General features: G+C 35.0%; 15 protein-coding genes and 1 pseudogene. 1 reads left to right on the top strand and 15 read right to left on the bottom strand.

Annotated elements, in window-relative coordinates; translation table 11 throughout:
• Positions 1-217: 217 nt before the first annotated feature.
• The 8 genes from J2S74_RS25965 to J2S74_RS25930 are packed head-to-tail and all read right to left on the bottom strand — an operon-like array spanning position 218 to position 13,748.
• The gene (locus tag J2S74_RS25965; RefSeq protein WP_307332239.1) at positions 218-1,399 is read right to left on the bottom strand and encodes a hypothetical protein; all 1,182 of its coding nucleotides are present in this window, start codon (positions 1,397-1,399) and stop codon (positions 218-220) included.
• A gap of 14 nt (positions 1,400-1,413) precedes the next feature.
• Positions 1,414-3,720: a DUF2357 domain-containing protein gene (locus J2S74_RS25960; protein ID WP_307332237.1), complete on the bottom strand. Its 2,307-nt coding sequence runs from the start codon at positions 3,718-3,720 to the stop codon at positions 1,414-1,416.
• A 4-nt stretch (positions 3,721-3,724) separates the two neighbouring features.
• Entirely contained in the window at positions 3,725-6,115 is a 2,391-nt protein-coding gene (locus J2S74_RS25955) for an McrB family protein (RefSeq protein ID WP_307332235.1), read from the bottom strand.
• Positions 6,116-6,119: 4 nt separating this feature from the next.
• The gene (locus J2S74_RS25950; RefSeq protein WP_307332232.1) at positions 6,120-7,685 is read right to left on the bottom strand and encodes a hypothetical protein; all 1,566 of its coding nucleotides are present in this window, start codon (positions 7,683-7,685) and stop codon (positions 6,120-6,122) included.
• Positions 7,678-10,827 carry an AAA domain-containing protein gene (locus J2S74_RS25945; RefSeq protein WP_307332229.1) on the bottom strand — a complete coding sequence of 1,050 codons (3,150 nt, stop codon included), beginning with the start codon at positions 10,825-10,827 and terminating at the stop codon, positions 7,678-7,680. The genes J2S74_RS25950 and J2S74_RS25945 overlap by 8 nt, the downstream gene beginning before the upstream one ends.
• Before the next feature lie 11 nt (positions 10,828-10,838).
• Positions 10,839-12,248: a protein kinase domain-containing protein gene (locus J2S74_RS25940; RefSeq protein WP_307332227.1), complete on the bottom strand. Its 1,410-nt coding sequence runs from the start codon at positions 12,246-12,248 to the stop codon at positions 10,839-10,841.
• Complete coding sequence (locus tag J2S74_RS25935) at positions 12,245-13,036, bottom strand: PP2C family serine/threonine-protein phosphatase (protein WP_307332225.1); 792 nt, start codon at positions 13,034-13,036, stop codon at positions 12,245-12,247. Before J2S74_RS25935 ends, J2S74_RS25940 begins: the two co-directional genes overlap by 4 nt.
• A 1-nt stretch (position 13,037) precedes the next feature.
• Positions 13,038-13,748 carry a vWA domain-containing protein gene (locus J2S74_RS25930; RefSeq protein WP_307332223.1) on the bottom strand — a complete coding sequence of 237 codons (711 nt, stop codon included), beginning with the start codon at positions 13,746-13,748 and terminating at the stop codon, positions 13,038-13,040.
• 277 nt (positions 13,749-14,025) lie between these two features.
• Here J2S74_RS25930 and J2S74_RS25925 point away from each other — a divergent pair, with 277 nt between their 5' ends.
• On the top strand, positions 14,026-15,012 hold the full coding sequence (locus J2S74_RS25925; RefSeq protein WP_307332221.1) for a DNA-processing protein DprA: 987 nt from the start codon (positions 14,026-14,028) through the stop codon (positions 15,010-15,012).
• Positions 15,013-15,891: 879 nt separating this feature from the next.
• On the opposite strand, the pseudogene J2S74_RS27505 reads toward J2S74_RS25925, so the two are convergent.
• The 7 genes and pseudogenes from J2S74_RS27505 to J2S74_RS25890 all read right to left on the bottom strand — a co-directional run.
• Positions 15,892-16,034, bottom strand: a pseudogene (locus J2S74_RS27505) (DDE-type integrase/transposase/recombinase); the annotation flags it as partial.
• A 114-nt stretch (positions 16,035-16,148) separates the two neighbouring features.
• Complete coding sequence (locus tag J2S74_RS25915) at positions 16,149-16,487, bottom strand: hypothetical protein (RefSeq protein ID WP_307332218.1); 339 nt, start codon at positions 16,485-16,487, stop codon at positions 16,149-16,151.
• Between the two features lie 87 nt (positions 16,488-16,574).
• Positions 16,575-16,811 carry a hypothetical protein gene (locus tag J2S74_RS25910; protein ID WP_307332215.1) on the bottom strand — a complete coding sequence of 79 codons (237 nt, stop codon included), beginning with the start codon at positions 16,809-16,811 and terminating at the stop codon, positions 16,575-16,577.
• A gap of 98 nt (positions 16,812-16,909) precedes the next feature.
• Positions 16,910-18,037, bottom strand: a complete 1,128-nt coding sequence (locus J2S74_RS25905; protein ID WP_307332212.1) for an SIR2 family NAD-dependent protein deacylase — start codon at positions 18,035-18,037, stop codon at positions 16,910-16,912.
• Positions 18,038-18,044: 7 nt separating this feature from the next.
• Complete coding sequence (locus tag J2S74_RS25900) at positions 18,045-18,488, bottom strand: hypothetical protein (protein WP_307332210.1); 444 nt, start codon at positions 18,486-18,488, stop codon at positions 18,045-18,047.
• 89 nt (positions 18,489-18,577) lie between these two features.
• Positions 18,578-19,285: a hypothetical protein gene (locus J2S74_RS25895; protein WP_307332207.1), complete on the bottom strand. Its 708-nt coding sequence runs from the start codon at positions 19,283-19,285 to the stop codon at positions 18,578-18,580.
• A 153-nt stretch (positions 19,286-19,438) separates the two neighbouring features.
• A complete protein-coding gene (locus J2S74_RS25890) occupies positions 19,439-20,752 on the bottom strand; it encodes a DUF4139 domain-containing protein (protein WP_307332205.1) in 1,314 nt (437 codons plus the stop codon).
• Positions 20,753-20,829: the final 77 nt, after the last annotated feature.

The raw sequence follows: 20,829 nt of genomic DNA, 5'->3' as shown, positions 1-20,829 counted from the left end.
CCATTGTAAAGGATTTTTTTGTTGTATAACCATTAAAAAATCGAAGATTTTAAGTATTATGAATCATCTGATTTAATTAATGCAATGCTAGTGATAATTTATATTTTTATAACAAAAGCCAAAATATGAAAAAAATAATTCATACTTTGGCTTGTTTACTTAAATTTAATACAAGGCACGATAATCTCAGTCCTACCTTAAAATTTACTAATAAATATTATTGACCATAATAATAATTACGAATTTGATGATATTCCTCATAATTACTACCTGCTGAAACCCAGAATGGCTCCCCAGTTTGATTATTTAACCTTAGGTTATATATGTCACCACCAGAACCTAATACAGGTTTCCTAATGTTCGTTGTAACCTTATGCTGGGTTACACCAAACGGTAAAATCGTGACACTTTTGGCTCCAGCCTGATAGAGCATTCGAGCACATTCTAATGTTGTAGCACCGGTTGTATAAATATCATCAATTAACAAAACATGTCCATTGATTTGTTTTGTAAAAGAAATTTTATTATGAACATTATGAGCTCTGTTAAACTTATTTCCTGCATACTTTTGCTGTTTGTATTTGGTCTCTACTTTTAAAAGGTTTAAATGTACTTTATTTCGAAATTCCATTAATGCAGGCTGATAAAAAATAGAATCGAGTTTATTTATGCTCGTTCTAGACGGAACTGTTGTAATGATATCAAATGTTTGTTTTTGCTTTAATAAGTCTAAACAGGTTTTTAAGGATTCAGCAAACACCTGTACCGCAAATGATTTTTCATCTTTAAATTTGAGTAAATATAAAGTTAAAACGTCCGCATATGCCCTTGTATCCCCTTTTGTAAAAAACCTTCCCGGTACAATCAACTCGGCCTTTATATTTTTATACAGTTGATGCTCCATTTCTCCTGCCACATATAATAGTCCCTTCGGTTTCTGAAGAACACTATTACCTGATTTTTTTAAATAATTCTCCACTGCAATTTCATTTCGATAGCCAAAATCCATGTTATACAGTAAAAATCCTTTTACACGTTCCAAAGATAATATTAAATCTGGGAGACTATAAATACCCTCCGCTGTAATCATTCTGCTGACGTTTTCTCCCATTAATATAGTTGAGATATTTTTCAAATGAAAGGCTTGCAGTTTTTTTGTATCCCCAGTTAATAACACCGTGGAGGTTCCTGGTACCATTAATTGATCTATAGACCTGATTTTTGTAAAGACTTCCAGTTTTTGCTCCCCTTGAAAATCTTTTAATTCACTTAAAATTATCACCTTATATTTTTTTGAGAGAGAATTAATTAAGTCATTCAGTACCACAGATTCATATTCCTTTAATAAGGAATGATAGTCCATTATTATATGTTGTACTTTTACTGTAAATGAAAGCATAAAGTGTGCCTCTCTTAATTAAATGATGATTTCCCGCATTTGGGACACCTTGGATAATAAGATAGTTCATTTTGTTTATCCACTTGATAATCAAAAGCAGTAATAACGGATCGGTCAAATAACATTTCATTTAACAAAAGCTTGTCTAAATGATAACCTTTTGTATTGGTAGATTGTTGTTTTGCTAACTTTAGATTAATAGTTGGTTTCATCCATTCAAAGAATTCATGACAACCAGTGGAACAGCGGGTCGTTCCCCAAACTAAATGACAATTGACATCCCTGCATTGCCAAGAATGCTCATCAAGTTTGCTTATATTTTTTGATTTGCAATTTGGACATTCATTAAAGTTCGTTCCCCAATGTAGTAGTTGGCGGTAAATAAACAAATTAAACAACTTACTTAAACGTTGAATAGATCGTAAGTCTGTTTGACTAACCGGCAATATACCTCTTCTGTAATCCCCGTATTTTTCTGCATCGCGTTCTGTAAAGGCTTCTCCAAAATTGATTAATCGTTGTAATAAACCAGCATTTTCAACCTTTGAGAAATCATCCATATTGACCGGAAGCAAGAAAATGTCTGAACCAGGTTGCGATGGGGATGTTGATTGAACTGAGTTTAGTATTTGATCAGTGTATGTTTGAAGGTTTTTCTCTGATTTGCCTAAGTAACTAAAAAGTATATGAAGATTTAAATCAAAAGTACGGTTTTCCGGTATAATAGTTAATTTTTCCGATAATGTTTTTCTCCATTCTAAATCCAATTTATTTAATTGAACTTTTTCCTTGGTAGAAATATTCTTTTGTTCCTCTGTATAATTCTTTATAACCTGCTCTAGCTTACGTATAAGGGAACTACTTGGTTTTTTTCGAAAAACTAAAATCTGCTTCTGTTCTCTCCATATCTCTTTAAAGGTTTTATCTTCCTCATAATCCTTTAATGATACAGGAAAGGACTTTGGTACATTTAGTTCAAATGATAAAGATTCTTCCATCTTAAAGGATATAATATCGTCATTTTCTGTCCGGTGATTTTGTACATTCACAACCGCATAGTCATTACTAAATGTAGCATTGAAGTTGACGGTCTTATCACTGTCTAGTTCAAGATAGGAAGCTTCATGAAATTCGTATCCCAGTAAATGCAAGGAATAAATACTTAGTACCTGTACATAAGCCTTGTAATATTCATCAACCTTTACAATACTGGCCCCAGTTAGATCCTCTTGAGTCTTGTTATTAAGCATTAATAATTTATTCCACACCTTAAAAAGTTCATTATACCTGTTATCCATGTTAATGATATTTGTAGGCTGGATTGGAAGCTCTAAACGTTTTGTTGCATCCAATCCTTGAAAAAAGGGGGTGGAAATTACCGACGATAATTGCTTTTCAATGGAAGAAATCATACTCTCCAGTTCCTTGAACTGTTTTCTGACGCCTTCTTCAGACTCACTATCGTATTCTGGTAATAAGCTTCTCAACATTTCTAATTTATGATAATCATTAATTTCTCCAGCGTAGAACTCCCAGTCATGCAAAGTATCCTTTTGGGAAATAGCCTTTTTCACTTGTTCATGTTTTTTAACGACATAGTTTAAAATAGCTTCTATTACCATTTTAAAAAATATATTTTCATAGATATTTATTTCATCTTCATATATTTCTGCCTTTAATCTTGAGGGAATTAAACCAGAAAATGTCCGCGACCGCCAATGCTCAGAGTGAGAAGCTAGATGCTGTAGTGAGGAGGGAGTCACCCGCTTCACTAACTCCACGTCCATAACTTCCTCCTCCATGCGTAAATGTTGTCTTGGCTTCGTACAAATATCCAAGGCAAATGGTAATACTTTATAGACATCTTCTAAAATCGATTCATCATCCAATCCAGTTAAAGGATTGATCATTTGGAGTAAATGAATATCACCCACTCTAATGGCCTCTATTAATTGTTCCATTGATTTTTGCTCATCTTGGAGCCACTCTGACACACTTCGGTGAAAGTCTGCAAGGCTATCAATTAAAGACTCACCGACAAATAGTTCTTCCGCAAATTTTAGAACGATGCGAATTGTCTTATGGTCTATAGTTAATTGAAGAGTTGTATGATTTTCTCTGCTCATATAACACGGAATGATATAGTTACCATCTTCGTTTTTTTCAAAAGCAAACAGAGTATCGTTAATGGAAACTTCATACAGCTTTTCTTCCCCTAAAGTTAACTCCAAGTAATTAAATAAGCTGGAAATTCGGACTGTCTGACTTTTATTAGACAACCCCTGACTGAAACCTGAACTATTTCTTATTACTAATTTCATAAAATTAGCCACCTAAACGTGTTATTTTTTGTGAAATTAAACTTTTACACTCAGTAAAATGCTGTTGACCAAATTCCGCTTCAATTAGTTCAGTTAGCTCCTTTAAACTGTCCTTTAAATAAGTCTCGTATCTTCCTTCTAATTTACGCAGTACTTTATGAGCAATCAGATGGTCAATAGCCTCTAGTTTAGTTCCGCCGGCCGCAACATAAACAGAAACAAATTTCTCCATTTGCATTTTTATCCGGTTACCGAAAGTGATTTCTAAATTAATGCGTAAAAATTCATCAATCAAATCAATTTGTGCCCATTCCTCAGAAGTAAGACCATGCTCCTTTTGTAACTGAGCGTTTTCTAATAAACCACTGAATTCACTAAACGAAATCTTTACTTGCTTTGGAGCATCTGCCTGAAATTCTTCTTCACGTGAATGGAAATTCAATATTTGTGCTCTGTCATACACCTTATCTGTAATACCAAAGGTGGATTCATCCCTATTCGCTGTTCCGATAAACCAAATGTTTGGTGTTACAAACAAACTCGTATGATTTTCAACGAGATAGGTGGGTCTATTCTCAATATTTGTTTCATCATTATTTGAGACCAATGGAATTACCCAATTTTCTGGATTCTCTTCAAGAACAGCTAAAAAGTCAGCAAAATAATATTCAATTCGGGCCAAGTTCATTTCGTCCAACACTATAAAGTATACTTTTTCCCGATTACTAGTTGCTGAGGCTTCATACACTTTCTTTGTGAAGATGGTTTCTTTAAACCTACGCGTAAAGTCATTGTCGTACCCTAATAATTCCCGGTTGTCACGCCATGAAGGCTGAACAGGGACTAATGTATTTTCTATTTGTAACGCTTCTTTGAAGAGTCTAGGGAGACTTGACTTACCTGTCCCACTTAGTCCCTGTAAAATTAATAACTTTGATGCTGCTAACGACGCAATAAACGCGCGAATTGTCTTTTCAGAATAATATAAACCCAGCTGTGCTGCACCGTAATTTCTCAAATATTTTACTAATTCTTTTAAATCCATTTTTGTATTGGTAGGACGAATAATATCCTGAGATGCAATATGTCGGTCTATCTCTATCAAACTAGGGAACTTGCTTTGAGTAGAGGATTTATAAACTTCATTGATTTTATTAAGTTCTTCCTGTAGCTGGGAATTTAATGTCTTTAAGGTTTCGGCAACACGTTTCGTTTGCTCTAATTCTAAGACACCTATACTTAGGGAGTCTGCTTTATTTTGAGCCTCCAGCTTTAAACGTTGCTCTTCTTGGAGTTTGTCTTCTAATAGCACCACTTTATCTGCACTGTTTCTTAATGAAAGTAACTCCTCTTGTGAAGGGTATTGAGCAAGTTCATCTTTTAATCTCAAATTCTCCCGTCGAACAGAATCCAACTCTTCCACAATGGTATTGACTGACCTTAATTCATCTTCTGGAATGAATCTGGATAAATGGCGAAGCTCCTCTTTTTGCTTTTCTATGATTTCTTGGTCTAACTGACGAAGCTCTTGTATTGACTTTATCTCAAACTGAAGCTCTTCCACTTTTTTAGGAGAAAGCTCTTTTAGCTTTGTCTCATAATAATTCCGCTTTTCCACAAGCTCCTGCTTCATAAATGATATGTCTTCTTCTTGCAGCTCCACTTCCAGTTTTCGTTTCTTTAATGCAGCTTCCTTTTCTACTAAGGTTATCATTTTTATTTCAAAATCACTTAAAAGTTGATGGTACTCCGTTTCTACCCTTTCCTGTGAAGCCTGAACAATTTTTAATCTTTCTTTTTCTGCCATTAGTTTTATTTGATGGGCTTCATCCTGCGCAGCCAATACCTTTTCACTTGCCTTAGTAAGGAGTTCTTCATTTTTCTTTAATGATTCTTGATATTGTTGCTCAGCCTTTACAACAATGTCTTGATTTTCCTTGAGCTTTTTCTGCAAATCTCCTTCCCAAATGGTATGGAGCTCTTGTCGATACGTCTCTTGAATATTTTTCTCTTCAGCTTTTAGTGCATCAATCATTTTTTCCCGATCTTCAGCAATCTTACGCCTTTCTTCTAGTAGAGTCGACTTCTCAAGTTGGAGCAGCTCTTCTTGGTCCGTTATTTCCCTCTTTAACTTATTTTTAAGTTCCTCATACTTATTTTCCAGCTCAACGCTTTTTCTTTTGAATTCTTCTTCTTTTTCTTTTATTTGACGTTCACATACGGCTTTTTTATCTTCATATTCTTGAATCTTTTCTTGAATACGCTCATCCTTTAACAGCTCTTTCTCCTTTTCCTGCTTAGCTTGTTCTACAAGTTCTTTCTTCATTTCTTGTTTTGTCTTTTCTTGATTTGTCTGTTGTTTATTTTTTTGAAACATCTTATTTCTTTTTGCCATCTGATTAGCTCCTTGAGATTAAGTAATGTGATATTAAACTATCTAATAAAATATCAAGCTCTCGTTTTAAAAACTCAAAATTTTCATTTTCAATAGTTTCTTCATTATAATGTGTTGATTTATTTCGTATGTTTGTAATGAGATTGATACGTTTATAAAAGTCAGGTACATTCCTTAATAGTAATAATGAAGGGGACTCATCACCTTTATAAAAAGCATCAAATGCTAAAAAGAGAGATCTGTCTTTACTGGAGATACCTTTTCCTCTAGAAACCTGCAATAATCGCTCATAAAAAGCAGAGCTTTCAAAGTTAGCAGGTATTTCAATCCGTAGCTCTTCAGCAATGCTTTTAATAGTATCTTTAAAGCTATATTTGGTAACAGGTTTCATCACTTCCATTTTATTTGGTAATTTTTCAATGGAATATTTTAAAACCCCTTCTAGTGTTCTTTGAGCACGCATATAAAATGTATCATAATCCTCGTGGCCTTGAATTAATCGATTATATGCCCTAGTAGTAGCTTCAATGTGAGTTCTTAGAGGCTGCCATTCGTCATAGTTTGCAATAAAAGGATACTTATTGAATAATTCAATCTCTAAATGGTTGTTAAATGGAAATTTGTCCTTTAACTCCTCTTTCGCTTCTTCCATGAAAAACTCCACGATATCCTTTAAACTTTCGCTTTTTCGAATATGCATTAGCATATGTTTCGTAAACCAATCGTCTTCGTGTTCACCAAATGGGGAGGTAATTCCTATTCTTTCAGGCATATCGGGGTCTATATATATATTGGCACTAAGGAAAATCTTATCTGGTTTATTACTGATAATTTTAACCGTCGTTTTTCCTTCCCCTACTTTCTTTTCCTCCGCTGCCTCTTTTTCTGCTAGAGTCGGTACGTCTACCATTCCTTCGTCATTAACCGACTCCCAGTCAACCTCCTCAACAGATAAATCCATTTCATCCAAGTCACTAAACTGCTCCGCTTCCACTTCTTCATTTGCATAATCCTTTTGTATGGTTTCTGCAAATTTATTTATTTGCTTGCGTCGTTTCAAGGCTTGTCCAATATCAACAAAGGTTGGCTTTAAATTACGGTAACTTTTACTTTCTTCAAGGATAAAATCATATTCCTTCCTTTCTTCCCTTGGTATTTCAGACACATTAAAGTTAGGAATTATATCCCCCGTTAAAGCATCTCTAAAAATATAGACATGTTCATAATTCATTAGCATATCCTGTTCGATATTCATACTGTTCATTAGAAGCTTATTGCCGCTATCTGTTAATCGGCTATCTGTGTCTAAATAACCATAGGAAATACAAGATCGTTTAACAGTTTGCACTAACTCTTTAGATAGACCTAGTTCATATAGAGTTGTAGCATCCTTCAGTTTATTAATTTTTGCAAAAGATAAAATGAGCTTTTGTAAAATATCTAGATTATCCTTTAATACGGAAGGTAAAATGGCTTTCCAAGCATAAACAGGCCAAGCAACTTGTCTATGAAAATAATGGGGCTTTACAGGGCTCTTTCCTAAATCTACACTGTAGCAATGTCTACTCACAATAACCCTCTTTTCTACAAAGCTGATAAAAATCATACAATTCTTGAATTACAATCTTTCCTTCATCTAATGCAACCGTTTCTGCATCTCCCACAACAATTAACAGTCTTTTGCCACGGCTAAAGGCTACATTCAAACGATTTCTTGAATCTAAAAAACCTACTCTTTTCTTTTTATCTCTATGATTATTGGATCGGACAGTGGATAAGATTACAACATCAAATTCTTTTCCTTGAAAGGAGTCCACCGTACCTACCTCAATGCGGCTTTGATCCTGTAAAGATAATTTAGATATTTCATCCTGCAAGTCTAATGCCTGTTTTTTATAAAACGTAATAATCCCAATCGAATAATCCTGGTTCCCATCTAATACACCATTGATTTCTTTCATCACTTTTTCTAGCTCACTTTTACGGCTTTTACTTTGACCGTTAACTGAATACTCTTTTCCATTTGATTTCGGTACATTGATCCAGGCAATAGGTGAATAGTTGTAACGTTGTAAATTATGTGCTTTTTGCTCTTCTGTTACGTGAGTGGACAAAAGAGCACCTTCATAAAAGCAATCACTTACAAATTTTGAAATTTTAGGGTGCATTCGATATTGGTCTACTAACATTACTGTCCGTTTGTGGGAAGTGAGTTTTGTTTTTTCCAGCATATTAAATAATCTGGAAAACAAAGGCTCATTTAATAATTCTCGTATTTCAGGATCATTTTTATGCTCTAATAAACTGTTTACAACTTCATCTTCTAGCAAATGAGGTAGTTGCTTGTGATCCCCTACTAAAATAATATGCTTTCCTAGACTCATAGGAATTAGCAGGTCTAACGGATTCGCCCTTGCAGCCTCATCAATAATCACATAGTCATATTCTGTATTAGTCTTTATTTTAAGACCTGAATAATTAGTTAATACAGATTGCTGGCAGGTGGCTGCGTTTATTTTGGTGTATTTATTAATTAAGTCAGATATTTTACCGGGGTTTTCCAGTTGATCTTTAAAATCCCAAAGAATATCTGATAGCGTTTGGATCCCTTTATTAAAACGTTGTTCAAAGTAAGATTTAAGGTCATCTAGCATGGAAATCACATCTAATTCGAATAAATCCTCGTCCAAGTCACACGCAATGTTAACTTCAAATTGATCGAGGTATGTTTCCACTGATACTTTAAAAGATGGGAGGAGATTTTTAATTTCATCACTATCAACTGCTAATCTTAACTCGTTCCATACACTAGGTATTTCGATCTCCAGCTCAATGGAGGAACGGGAATAGCGGACAAGCTCTGTTAACTGATCTCTTCCGTCATCAATAAAAGATTCAAAGGTCAGCCTTTGCCTTTGTAATAAAGGAACAATTTCCGACTCACCTTGTACAACTGTACTATCATTGGTATTTTCTTTACCGTTATTTTTAAGAAGTTTTTCCATCTGCTCAATTAAATGTTGCTCCACACTAATCTTCCTCATAAGAGGGTACATTTGATTTAATAGTGGAAGCACAGCGTCAGGATCTTTTCTGTCCTTATAAATCTTTTGATGGAGCAACAAAATCTCACGAACAACGAGCCTAGCTTGACCGTTTTCTTCACGAGCTAGAATCACGTCACAATTATTAGAAATTTCGCCTATCCATTTTAAAATGGATTGATTGGAAACATTAGTTTTGTCCTGTTTTTTTCCGCCAATTCGATTGGCAGGTAGTCCCCCATATTCCACATTCTCGATGGCATTATCCACTGCATCATGCTGTGCACTTGATACTAAAACACGAACATCTCCATCATGAATTTTATTTAGCCTAGAGATAATTGCTCGAATCACTGTGGTCTTACCAGTACCAGGAGGGCCTTGTATGATGGCCATATCTGGTGTATTAATCGCTATCCCAATAGCTTCTTTTTGCCGTTCAGTAAAGCTAATTTTTTTTGTTCCAAAAATCCTTCTTGATAATTCTTCATTAACACCTTTCTTATGTTTCATTACAATCTCGTCAGATGCACCTGATTGTAAAATCACTTTCAAGTTCACTAAAGGTGTTTTTCCATCAAGAATTTTCTGAAGGGCCCTATCTCTTCGCTGGGCCATAATCTTCGAACCTGTAAAACTTCCCAGTATATATCCTGCAGTAGGTATGGTAGCAGAGTCTTCCTCTAACTCTAGCGTTAGTTCGTATTGATCACCTGCGCGTTTTTTGGATAAGGATGCTACTGTTCCAATAAATGTACTTTTTGTTCTGGTGATATCATCCTTATTAAATTCACCTGCAGAGGCCACAGCATAGCCCACATCTGAATTTAGGAAGGAAGATGATGGCTTGTTGTCAATATAAAAGACTTGAATAAGGCGGTTATTATCACTTAATCTACTGAAGGTGGAAGTGTATTTTAAACTTCCTATCTCTTCAATTTGCTCTTTTGCTGCTTCTGTTTCTAACTCACTATATAAATTCCAAAGCTTTAGTAATTCTTGCGTATCCTTCAGACTTTCCTGGTACTTTCTGTTTGTTTCATAAGAAAGCTGGGCATTATTTAAATGATTCTGGAACGAAATAGATCCTTTAAATACGAGAATCTTTCCATAAACAGCAGCTCTATTTTGCAACGGTATAATTTGAATTGCCTGAAGTATGTTTTGTTTAGTCCTCTGGAACACAGACATATATTGTGTACCAATTAATGTAACTTTATCTCCGTTGTCATTGGAACGGACAAAACAAAGATCATCCAGGAGAAATTCATCCTCGAAAAACTGGATTGGATCTTTATATGGAGCGTATTTATTTAGATCAAATTCAATCGCTTTATTAATTACAAATTTTAAAGATTCAGATTCACTAAAATGGACCGTGTCGCTAAATTTAATGGTTGTAAACAGAATAGAATTTTGATTAATACCTTCTATACGGATTAAACAGGCGTCCTTATAATATTCCAAGTCATGGATGACATGTTGGAATGTTGAATCAGGTAAAAATACTTCTACTAAACTAGTAGCTCCATCTTCAAGGTCTAGAAATAAGGAGTTTCCTGAGTGAACCATTTTTACCAGTAATCCCTCATATTTTTCCTCAAGAGGCGTTTTCGTAGCAGCATTATATTGTAATTGTTGACCAAAGCTGATATCACTAGCTAACACGGTTACTCCCCCTAATTTATAGTAAATACAATACTTTTCAGTACATTATTTTCTTCAAAAACCGTATTAATTTCATCAAGGTTTTTCTTAATATCAATCAAGATATTATCTTTATGAATATTTAAGTTCTTAGTATCGTCCGGCTTCATAACAGATCTTTGACGTGTATCTTTATTAATAATAAGGAAGTCATCATCACTGCAGTTCTTTAATACAATATGATCCCTATCAATCCTTTTAAGAATAGCTATTACCTTATCAGAATCTTGAGAAACAAAAGAATCTACATGCCTTCGTGAAATGGCTTTTGCTTCACTATCTAGCGTTAATCTGGAGAGCTCCCTACTGACCTTCTTTTTTCCACCTTCAAATAGCCCATCTGTTACATTGGAAGTTTCAACAAGCTTAAGGGTGCAGAAACCTTCTTTTATTTCATCACACCAAGGACAGGTCTGATGACTAGCATCTTGCATAAAGAAGTATGCCTGGCATTGACTGTTATCACATTTAACTAACTGATCTTCAGCCCTTTGTAAAGCAGCAGTAAACTCATATAACGTTGGTCTTTTCATATAATCATGTAATCCATCTACAAACATTTTCTGGAATAATTCCTGTAATTCCTTTGTTATAATAATGTCAGCAGGTAAGAGGGTGGAATTACGGTTACTGTCGTCACTAGGATGATCTACATAAACAGCATTCCCCTTTACTGCTTCCTCTTCTTCCTCAGGGGTCCCTTCCAATACGGCATCACCAATCAACGGATGCCCCAGCCGTAAGAGCTCAAACAAAATTACTGCAAACGAGTATGTATCTGTAATAGAATTAGGTTGTTTCGTTTGCATAAACAATTCTGGAGCAATATAGCGTGGGGTTCCTAAAACAGAAGTTGAGAAAAGATTCGTTGACGTTAAATTATCAGAATCTATTAAAACTATTGATTTTTGTTGTCTTCCAACCAAAATATTATTAGGGGAAACGTCACAGTAACATAACCCCTGCAAATGAAGCTGGCGATAACATTTACTTAAAAAAACAGCTATTTCTAACCTTTTTCTAAGTCCCCCAGTATCAATGTTATACCACTCACCTAAACTAGATACAGTCCCTGGGTATAAGAAATTATTTAAGGAGACATGACCTTTTGCTTTTTTCATAACATAGCCAGTGAATGGCTCTTCCAAAATAGCCACTGGTGTTATAATTCTTGCTTCTTTAGGAATTCGTTGTCTCATGATCCATTTAAAACGTTCTATCGTTTCTTCCCGTTTCTCATCATCTGTTCGAACAACTTTTATAAGAAAGGATCCATTTTCTGTATCATAAACAGCTCCTTGTGTACCTTCCCCAATCTTTTCTTTCAATACGTAAGTTCGTCCTTCCTTGTCTTTCAATTCCATACCTTTTGAGAGTTTCATGCCTTTTCTCCTGCTTTCCCTATTGTAAGTAAACAAAATGTTCTATCATCTGAATGATTCTCTGTTTCCCAATTAATAATCCAGTCTCCAAGTACTTTTTGCATCCCTTTCACACCTTTATCTTCCAATTCTTTATTCAAATAAGCAGGTAATTGTTTGAGGACATCCGGTTTTAAGTCATCGGATACCCCATCTGTCGTCAAGATAAATACAATCGGCAATTCGTCTTCGAAATTCACCGGAGTATAGTCAAACTTAAAATAGTCTAAAGCTTGATTCGATGCCAAGGAATAGGTTTGGTTGGAGAAGGAATTTTTTTCTTCTTTTATATGGACAACTTCATTTTTCATGGACCATAAAATTAATCCATCTCCAATACTTCCTGTTAATACCCCGTGACTAAAAATGATGACATATAATAATGTAGTATCATATTCCCGTGTTTCATTTAGAAAACAACCCTTCCATTTTTCAAGTAACTTGCTGTTGAATTCGTATATATCAATCTCAGAAACAGGGGCTAATGGATGAAAACTGGCCTTTATCATTTCCTCAAGGATCTCTACGGCCTTTTCTGACCCTATGTGTGAATGTTTCGCAGAACCTAAACCATCTGCAACAATTGCATATTTTAAATCACTTTTCACAGAGCATTTAAAATAATCTTGGTTATGTTCGTTGTCCTTTTGATGACGCTCTCCTCTGACTGAAATAGCATTAAACGTAAATGTTGTGAAATCTTCATCTACATACTCTGCAAAGTCAGAACGAAAATTTAGTTTTTTCATATTACATTACCAATTCATCATCAGGAAAGAGGTCTTCATAAGGTATGTCGTCAAATTGATTAGGATTTGCACTAACGGACCGCTGGCTTACTGTCCTTGTTACCCATTCAAAAAACTTACCAATGGTAGTCACCTCTACAGCTTTAATTACAGGTACTTTTTCATTGTTAATGAACGCTTTGAGCAGTTCAAAATCTGCGTCTCCTCCTATGCCTAAAGCTAGTCTCATACATTTCCTACTTTTAGAAGCAGTATGGAGGTTGTTTAAAGGCGCCCATTCTAAATACTGTTCCTTTTTAATAGGTCTATTATCATACATTTCTCTTGTTATATCTGTTGGTATACCATCACTAATTAGTATAATTACAGGTGTATAAGCACGATCAGGAACAACTGTCTTGTCTTCAATCATTTGAACAACTTTTTCAACACTTTTCCCTATGGGTGTCCGCCCGCTTGCAGAAAGCTCTGGTAGAACAACATTTTCAACCTTTTCTAGGGGCTGAATTACTTCCACACCTTCGCTAATTTTAATTAAGCTTACTTCAATTTGTCCCTTTGCACCTTCTATATTAGATAAGGATGCAACCATTTCTTTCAATGAATTGTTTACCATATCCATTTTCGGTCCCTGCATACTTCCGCTAGCATCCACTAGGATAAATACTGGCAATGGACGAGCATTTGAAATAACAAAATCATTTAATCCCATTCTAAACACCTCAACTATGTAATTTAAACTATATTTATGAAAAAGCACTTTCAATTTAACTCTTACTTTTATACTATAAATCTATAGTAATTATAGCATATTTTTACATTAATTCTTGAAAAAACCGTTTATTAGACAAACTTATTAATAGTAATTTAAGTAATTTAAAGATTACAACTATCGGTTATTATTGAATCGTGCTGTATGACCGGGTATCATACTGATATGTTTAAGAAATTAAAATTCCTTACTAATGAAATCTCAAAGGAGAATTGCTATGTCAAAGCTATTTTGGGTCACACTTTCACTTGTCAAAGGATTGGGTAATTCTGGCATCGTAAAGTTATATAGACATAATCCTAGTGCAGACTTTTCCCACCTTTCAAATCCCAATTTTATTACAGTTGTAAATAAGAACGTTCAAGAACTACTAACAGATCAATCATATATGCAGAAAACTAAAGAAAAAGCTTTATGCCATATTGAAGCACATGAACAAAAAGACATAACAGTTATCCCAATTAACAGTGATTACTATCCACCTTTGTTACAATTAATTAATGATGCTCCTGCTGTTATATATGCTAAAGGAAATTTCGAATTATTAAAGGGGAATAAAATGTTAGCAATTGTAGGAACCCGAAAACCTACAAGGATCGGGATAGCCTCTGCAAAAAAAATTGCATCCACTTTTGCCCAACGTGATTATACAATTGTCAGCGGCTTGGCTCTCGGCATTGACACCGCTGCGCATCAAGGAGCACTCCAAGTGAAAGAAGGGAAAACCCTAGCTGTGCTAGCAGGAGATTTGACAAAAATTTATCCTATTGAAAATAAGGGGCTCTCTAAAGAAATTTTGAAAAAGAATGGTCTCTTAATAAGCGAGACACCTATTGAGACTCAGAATAACAAAGGTAATTTTGTTAAACGAGATCGTATTCAAAGTGCCTTAGCTCTTGGGGTTTGCCCTGTTCAAACTCCATTGAAAGGAGGAACCCAACATACAATAAAATTCGCAAAAAAATTCCAACGTTTTCTATTTACACCCATTCCTTTAGAACAAGAAGAAAGCGCTGTACAGGGTAACCTTGAATTAATCTCTAATGGTACTCCTGTTTTAGATAGTGTAGAATGTTACGATACATTTGATGAAGAAATGAAAAAAACATATCAGACATTAATAGAAAGGATTTCTGTCAACACACCGACAAACCAAGCTAACAGTATGAAAATGGCAAATTACAAACAAAGTTCACTTTTTTAAAAACTGAGAAAAAGCCTAACCCTTCTTATCTTTACCGAGGATTTAGACTTTGGTCAACAGCAATCGCGACAGCCTGTGGAATATAATTGTATATTGAATAGTATAACGTCTATTACGCAATAAAAAGGTTAACCTCAATGTACTCATTTTTTCATTTTTCTCCATTAGATAACTCTGAAAATCGAGAGGAATCAAAGACACCTTCATTAGAATAGACAGTACAGTTCCAGTTACGACGGTTAGAGAGTACGCCGATGAATATATTGTTCTTCGTAAGTTTTATGTAAAAGTAGATCTAGTTGTGTTACAACAATCGCTATGCCGTTAACAGACCTGACTGGCCTTCAGGGTCTTAGGTTTAAATCTATCAACATAGACGAAAAAGCGAACAAAAAGATCAGAAAACGGCTCTTTTTTTTGGTGCTTCTAGGTACTTTAAAACCCCTAAATTCAAGCGTTCATTTCATGGGCAAAAAAGGTCCTTTTTAGCAGGATCAGGGGGTAATATAGTCCTGGTTATTTTAATGTTTTTGAGAGGATAGAAGAATGCAGTAATGGCGCGATTCTGACGTGTATTTTGATAACAAAATCCTCGTCAGTGGCTACGTCAGTCGCTGACGGAATCGCTGACGGGGATACTGAACCAAAGTCAACGTGTGATATAGGGTTCGAGAACGGTGTATTGACCACCATATTGACCAACTTATTGAACAAGATATTGAACCGAACAAATTGTGAACTCCGACTTCATTTTAGCGGAAATCTCCCCCCTTTTTTTCTTATTTTTCTGTTATGAGTGCTAGACATAACATTAATGTGATTAGGTCAAAAGGGTGAAAAGTTAGAAGAAGATGTTAGCTATGAAGTGATGGGCGATATAATTGGTCGTTTTAAGGCTGTAATGACTATTCTTTTGTCATTCTATGGCCCATAGCTCCACCAATTATACCTCTAGAATATAAATCCATGATTGACGCTAAATAAAACCAACCTTCCTTATATGTTATATCTCCAACCCAAACCCATTTTTATTAGTTCCGCAAAATTCTCGTTTTAACGACTGTACTCCGTTTTGAAGTGAGATTCCATCGCTGCTTGCTTTACAAATGTTAGTATCTTTTTTATTTTCACTTCATCTACATTTTCAAAATATTGAGGATCAGAGAGATTTCCAAAGCATCATAAGAAGGAACTGCCTTTTCTGTCGGTTTTATAAACATTCCTGTTTGACGTGCTCCCTTCCTCTTTTCTGGTATTTGTAGCCTTTTTACAAGCTCTTCTAATTCATATCTACCTGGGTAAAGGTCTAAAACGACTCGAACCCTGGAATCTGTTACATCAACCTGCCCCCACTTGATATCAAGAACATTATATGGAGTGAATCCACTCCCTTTTTTTGGTGTTGTTTTGGTGTAACAACCTGAGACACTTTCAATCTCCTCTTTCAATCGACTTGCAAGTTCGTCAAATGTCAACCTATTCCCCCCCTTTCACAATCATAAATTTAAACTTACCCAATAAATCAGAAAACTCATTACTAGGGATGTCTATCACTTGTGTATTTAATAGTTTTTAGATGATAGATAATGCTCAATCGTCTTTACATACGTTTTCCAATCCTTATAACGCTCTTGGATTTTCCCTTCTAAAACGGTGTCAATTAGTTTTTCTTCGTTATATATTCCTTCACTACGCATGTTTTTTAATCTACTTATATATTGCTCTACAGATACCTCCTTCAACTTCCTTTCTCCTTTTTTTAATACATGTTTCTGCACTAAATAATCTTTGAACTCCAATAGAAGGCTCCCCCTTTAATTCATTTAACTAACTTAAAATCATTTCTTTAATTAATTGTTTATTCCTTCACGCTAGGTTAAAAGGATAATAGATGCCGTCATACTAACTCATCTACTAGCTTCATGACTTCTCCAGCCTTACCTTCAATAATAAGATCAAAATTGTGATTGTGAGCATTAACTTCGACATTAATGTAAACGGTTTTTCCATTTGTCATTTGGGGAAGTTGACTAGCAGGATAAACCTCAAGGCTTGTTCCGATCACTATAACAAGATCTGATTTTCGAAAATGAGAAAGTGATTCACTCCAACTTCCCTCAGGTAACATTTCACCAAAAAGAACGACACCTGGCCGGAGCTTTCCACCACAATACTTACAGTTACTTTTACTTAAAAAATCCTCCTCTTCCGCAGACTTAGCGCAGTTCTCACAACGAAATTTGTGAATCGATCCATGAAGTTCATAGACATTTTCGTTACCAGCTGCATAATGAAATCCATCAACGTTTTGTGTTGCAATCGCTTGAATATGCCCTTTATGCTCCCAATCAGCTAAAATTTCATGGCCTTTATGAGGTGTGCATTCTCTAAGTCCGTTGATCCGCATGCTATAAAATTCATGGAATAAGTCATAATTGTTCCTAAGCGCATCGGTAGTTGCAACCGTTCTTGGATCAATATTATTCCACCAACCTTCCTTTGAACGAAAGTCTGGGATGTTAGATTCGGTAGACATACCCGCACCTGTTAGTACCGTTGTATGAGTTGAGTTTTTGAGCCATGTTGATAAAGTAACAATTTTTGGTGCGTATTCTGGTAGACATAGTTTAGACCATTTATTTAATCGATAAGAGTCTATACGGTCACCGTACCTCTCCTTAACCTCCTTTTGTAATGCAATCCAAACACGTTTTCGAAAAGCAGGATGGATTTCACGAGGATTAAGCATTGGCCACGGATAATGATCTAGTAGTTTGATTGCTTTTTCCCACGAGGTAGCCTCATTACCAAGATTAGATAAAGGAGATTTCAATGTGCGGACTTCTTCTGTTGACTCTGTAGGTTGAAAAGTTTCGTCCTCAAGATCATCGAAGTTCATCTCATTAACAGCTTTTTTAAATACCCATTGCCCAGGATGTTGCTCTTTCCCTAGCAACGTAATACTTCCACCCTCTGCACCTAATGAAATAATCGTTTGCCAGTCATTTCCCATAGCTTTATTCACTCTCCTCCTAGTTATTATCCTTGTATGAATTGTAATGCTTTTTGAAATAAGGATCTGTTTTCATAATTTCTTTTAGGCATTCCATTTGTTCATCATCAATTACAACCGTTCCATATTTCGAGTAGATATTTTTATAAAAATTTACGGTCATATATGTTTCCCGCTCTGCTTCACATTGTATTGATTCAATGGATTCTAATCTATGACTTTCTTCGATTCTAATTTCGTAATTACCATCTTTTTCATAGATGTTGACGTAATAAAAGGGTTCATATTTTCCCGCTAGAATCCAGTTTTCGTTATTTTCTAGATCACCAATATTTAGATAAATATAACCATCTTTTTTAATCTCTTGTCCTATTGTCTCCCCACGCCGTTCAAACTCTATAGCCTCTTTTTGATACCTTTGCCAAAAGTAAAAACATACAATTGCAAAAAGAAACCAACCCATTCCTCAACCCCTCCATTTTCATTTGTACCTTTATTTTAAATGTCCTAGAAGAGTACACCTGATATATTTTTCAAAGGGGTTGATTTTCATTATTTGTTACAATCTTTAGTTGCAGCTATTTGAGATTTTGAGTCCGAATCTTTTAATTGCTCGACCATATCTTTAAGCCATGCTTCACACCTGCTCTTTATCCGTGGAAATGGATGACGGAATTCCCATTTACTTGTTCCAGGCAATCCATAAACCAATCTCTCTTCAGGTAGTTTTGTTAGTGCATAACATGCTAGTTCTCTAATTATTGAATTACCTCCCCAAGCTAAGATTAATTTAGAGTTTGTATCATTAAATAATTTCTCCCTTTCTTCATTTCTATCTTCTGAAAAAATAGAATGACTCTTGAAGTTATAGCCTTCTAATTCATTAAGTACTTCACCGAACTTATCCATTTTCCCAGTACATAGATCACTTAAATTAATAATGGATATAACATTCCAATCCATTAGCTTCATTAACCGCATTAATTGCTGTTGTGTTTGATCATCCGCCACACTTACATATTCAATATTTGTAATAGTCCCTTGAACGACTGGTGCTACATATGAGTTTTCACTTGGACTACAGCTACCAGGGTTAGCCATCACAATAACTGCATCTGGTTGATCATCTCTTGAAAAATCATGTCGCATAATCACGGCATTGTTTCTGCACTGATATTTTTTGTTACCTACTTTTATTTGATAAAAACTAGCTTCCACTTTAAATTCTTTTTTCAGTATTGCAGCTGATAAAAACTCCATTTCCATTCTCCTATACTCGATTAGATTTTTGATACTATGCTTTACATTAAATTGTATTAAAAGGGCTGTTCTCGACCCCAAACAATTTTGTTCAAGGTAAAAAAGACACCTACTCTTGTCTAAGAAGTAGGTGTCTTGGTTGTGTATTTTATTCTAGTTTCTATTTTTTATATAAATCGTACGATCAATGACATACTTAAACGACACAGCAGCCACTTCATCTGGTTTCACTTCTACGTTAAATAAAACATTATTTGAAGTGGTCTTTTCATAATCGTGACTTGCCTCTACCATTTCCCAGCCACGATCATGAATCGAATGATCTACCTTGATTGTTACTGTTTCTTCTTTTTGATTATTGAAATAGTAATGATATTCAACAAACTCTAAATTTTCCTCCTCGTAGCGGTTCGTTTCCTTAGATTCACACACAATATCAAATGCTTTTCCTAGTGTGAGGGTAAGTGGTTGTTTTTTCGCTGTATGAGGAATTTCATCTTCACCAATAAACTCTAAAAGATCATCAGAATCAGCCTGGTACACTTTCACGATTCCTTTTGGCAACGGTATTTCAAGGTTGTTTTCTTTATTATTATCAATTTCAATTTTAATCTCAGGCTTATCCGAGTACCGGTCGACCTCATAGATTCTTCGATATTTTCCACCTGTGATGTTCAAAAAGTTTATTTGTTTTTCTTGCTCATCTTTAATTGTTACAGGTCGGTTTAAAGTGTACATATGTTGATCAGCAAAGCTCTTTTCTTCAAAGCTCGGCTCTGAACTGTAAACAACCATTTCATCATTATAAATCCGGTTATTATCATAAAGAGGCGTTATTTCTTTTATTCGATTGACTTCACCTGCAATAAGCTTAAGTTCAGCATTTTCATACATTGTACCTGATTGATTATTGATAGCTACCCAACCGGTAAACTCAAATTCTTTATCCTTCAGGTTCAATACATAATTAGCATCCCAAGATATTCCTTTTGTGAGATAGGAGACTTTAATTTTTTGATTAAGAGACGCTTTCGGAACTTTCCATAAAAGTGCCGGTTTTGCAATTAAGCCAGCTGGTAATGACGGTAAGACAAGTTCTCCTTCTGGGTTGATGATAATTTCTTTCGAATCTATTCGTTCTCCAATAATACCGTCGTTCACACTTAATAACCTTAAAGGAAGCTTTTCCTTTGTCTTTTTGTCATAGATATAGATTGTTTCATCTAAATATTTTTCTAATAACTTTGCTTTACTGACGAGATCAAAGTCATAGTTTAGTTCAAGAACATGAACGCCACTTATCATAATCGAATCGGTTTCTATTTTTTTAGCAACGTCTAAGTATTGAACTTCTTCACATGGTACATTCGAATGTATTTGTCTTTCTTCTTTCACAAGACCAAAATGATCATTGTAAATGGTCACACTTAGCTTTTCATTTTGCTCATTTGTTGATTGATACCGCATCAGAACACCCTCCTTGTTATCCTTCATACCTTTATTATAGTAAGCCTACATGTATGACCCCTAACAAAAATATGCAG

This window comes from Evansella vedderi (assembly GCF_030813435.1).
GTDB classification, from domain to species: Bacteria; Bacillota; Bacilli; order Bacillales; family Salisediminibacteriaceae; genus Evansella; species Evansella vedderi.
The sequence above is the reverse complement of the archived record's forward strand: the minus strand, read 5'-3'. Positions and strand labels throughout refer to the sequence as shown.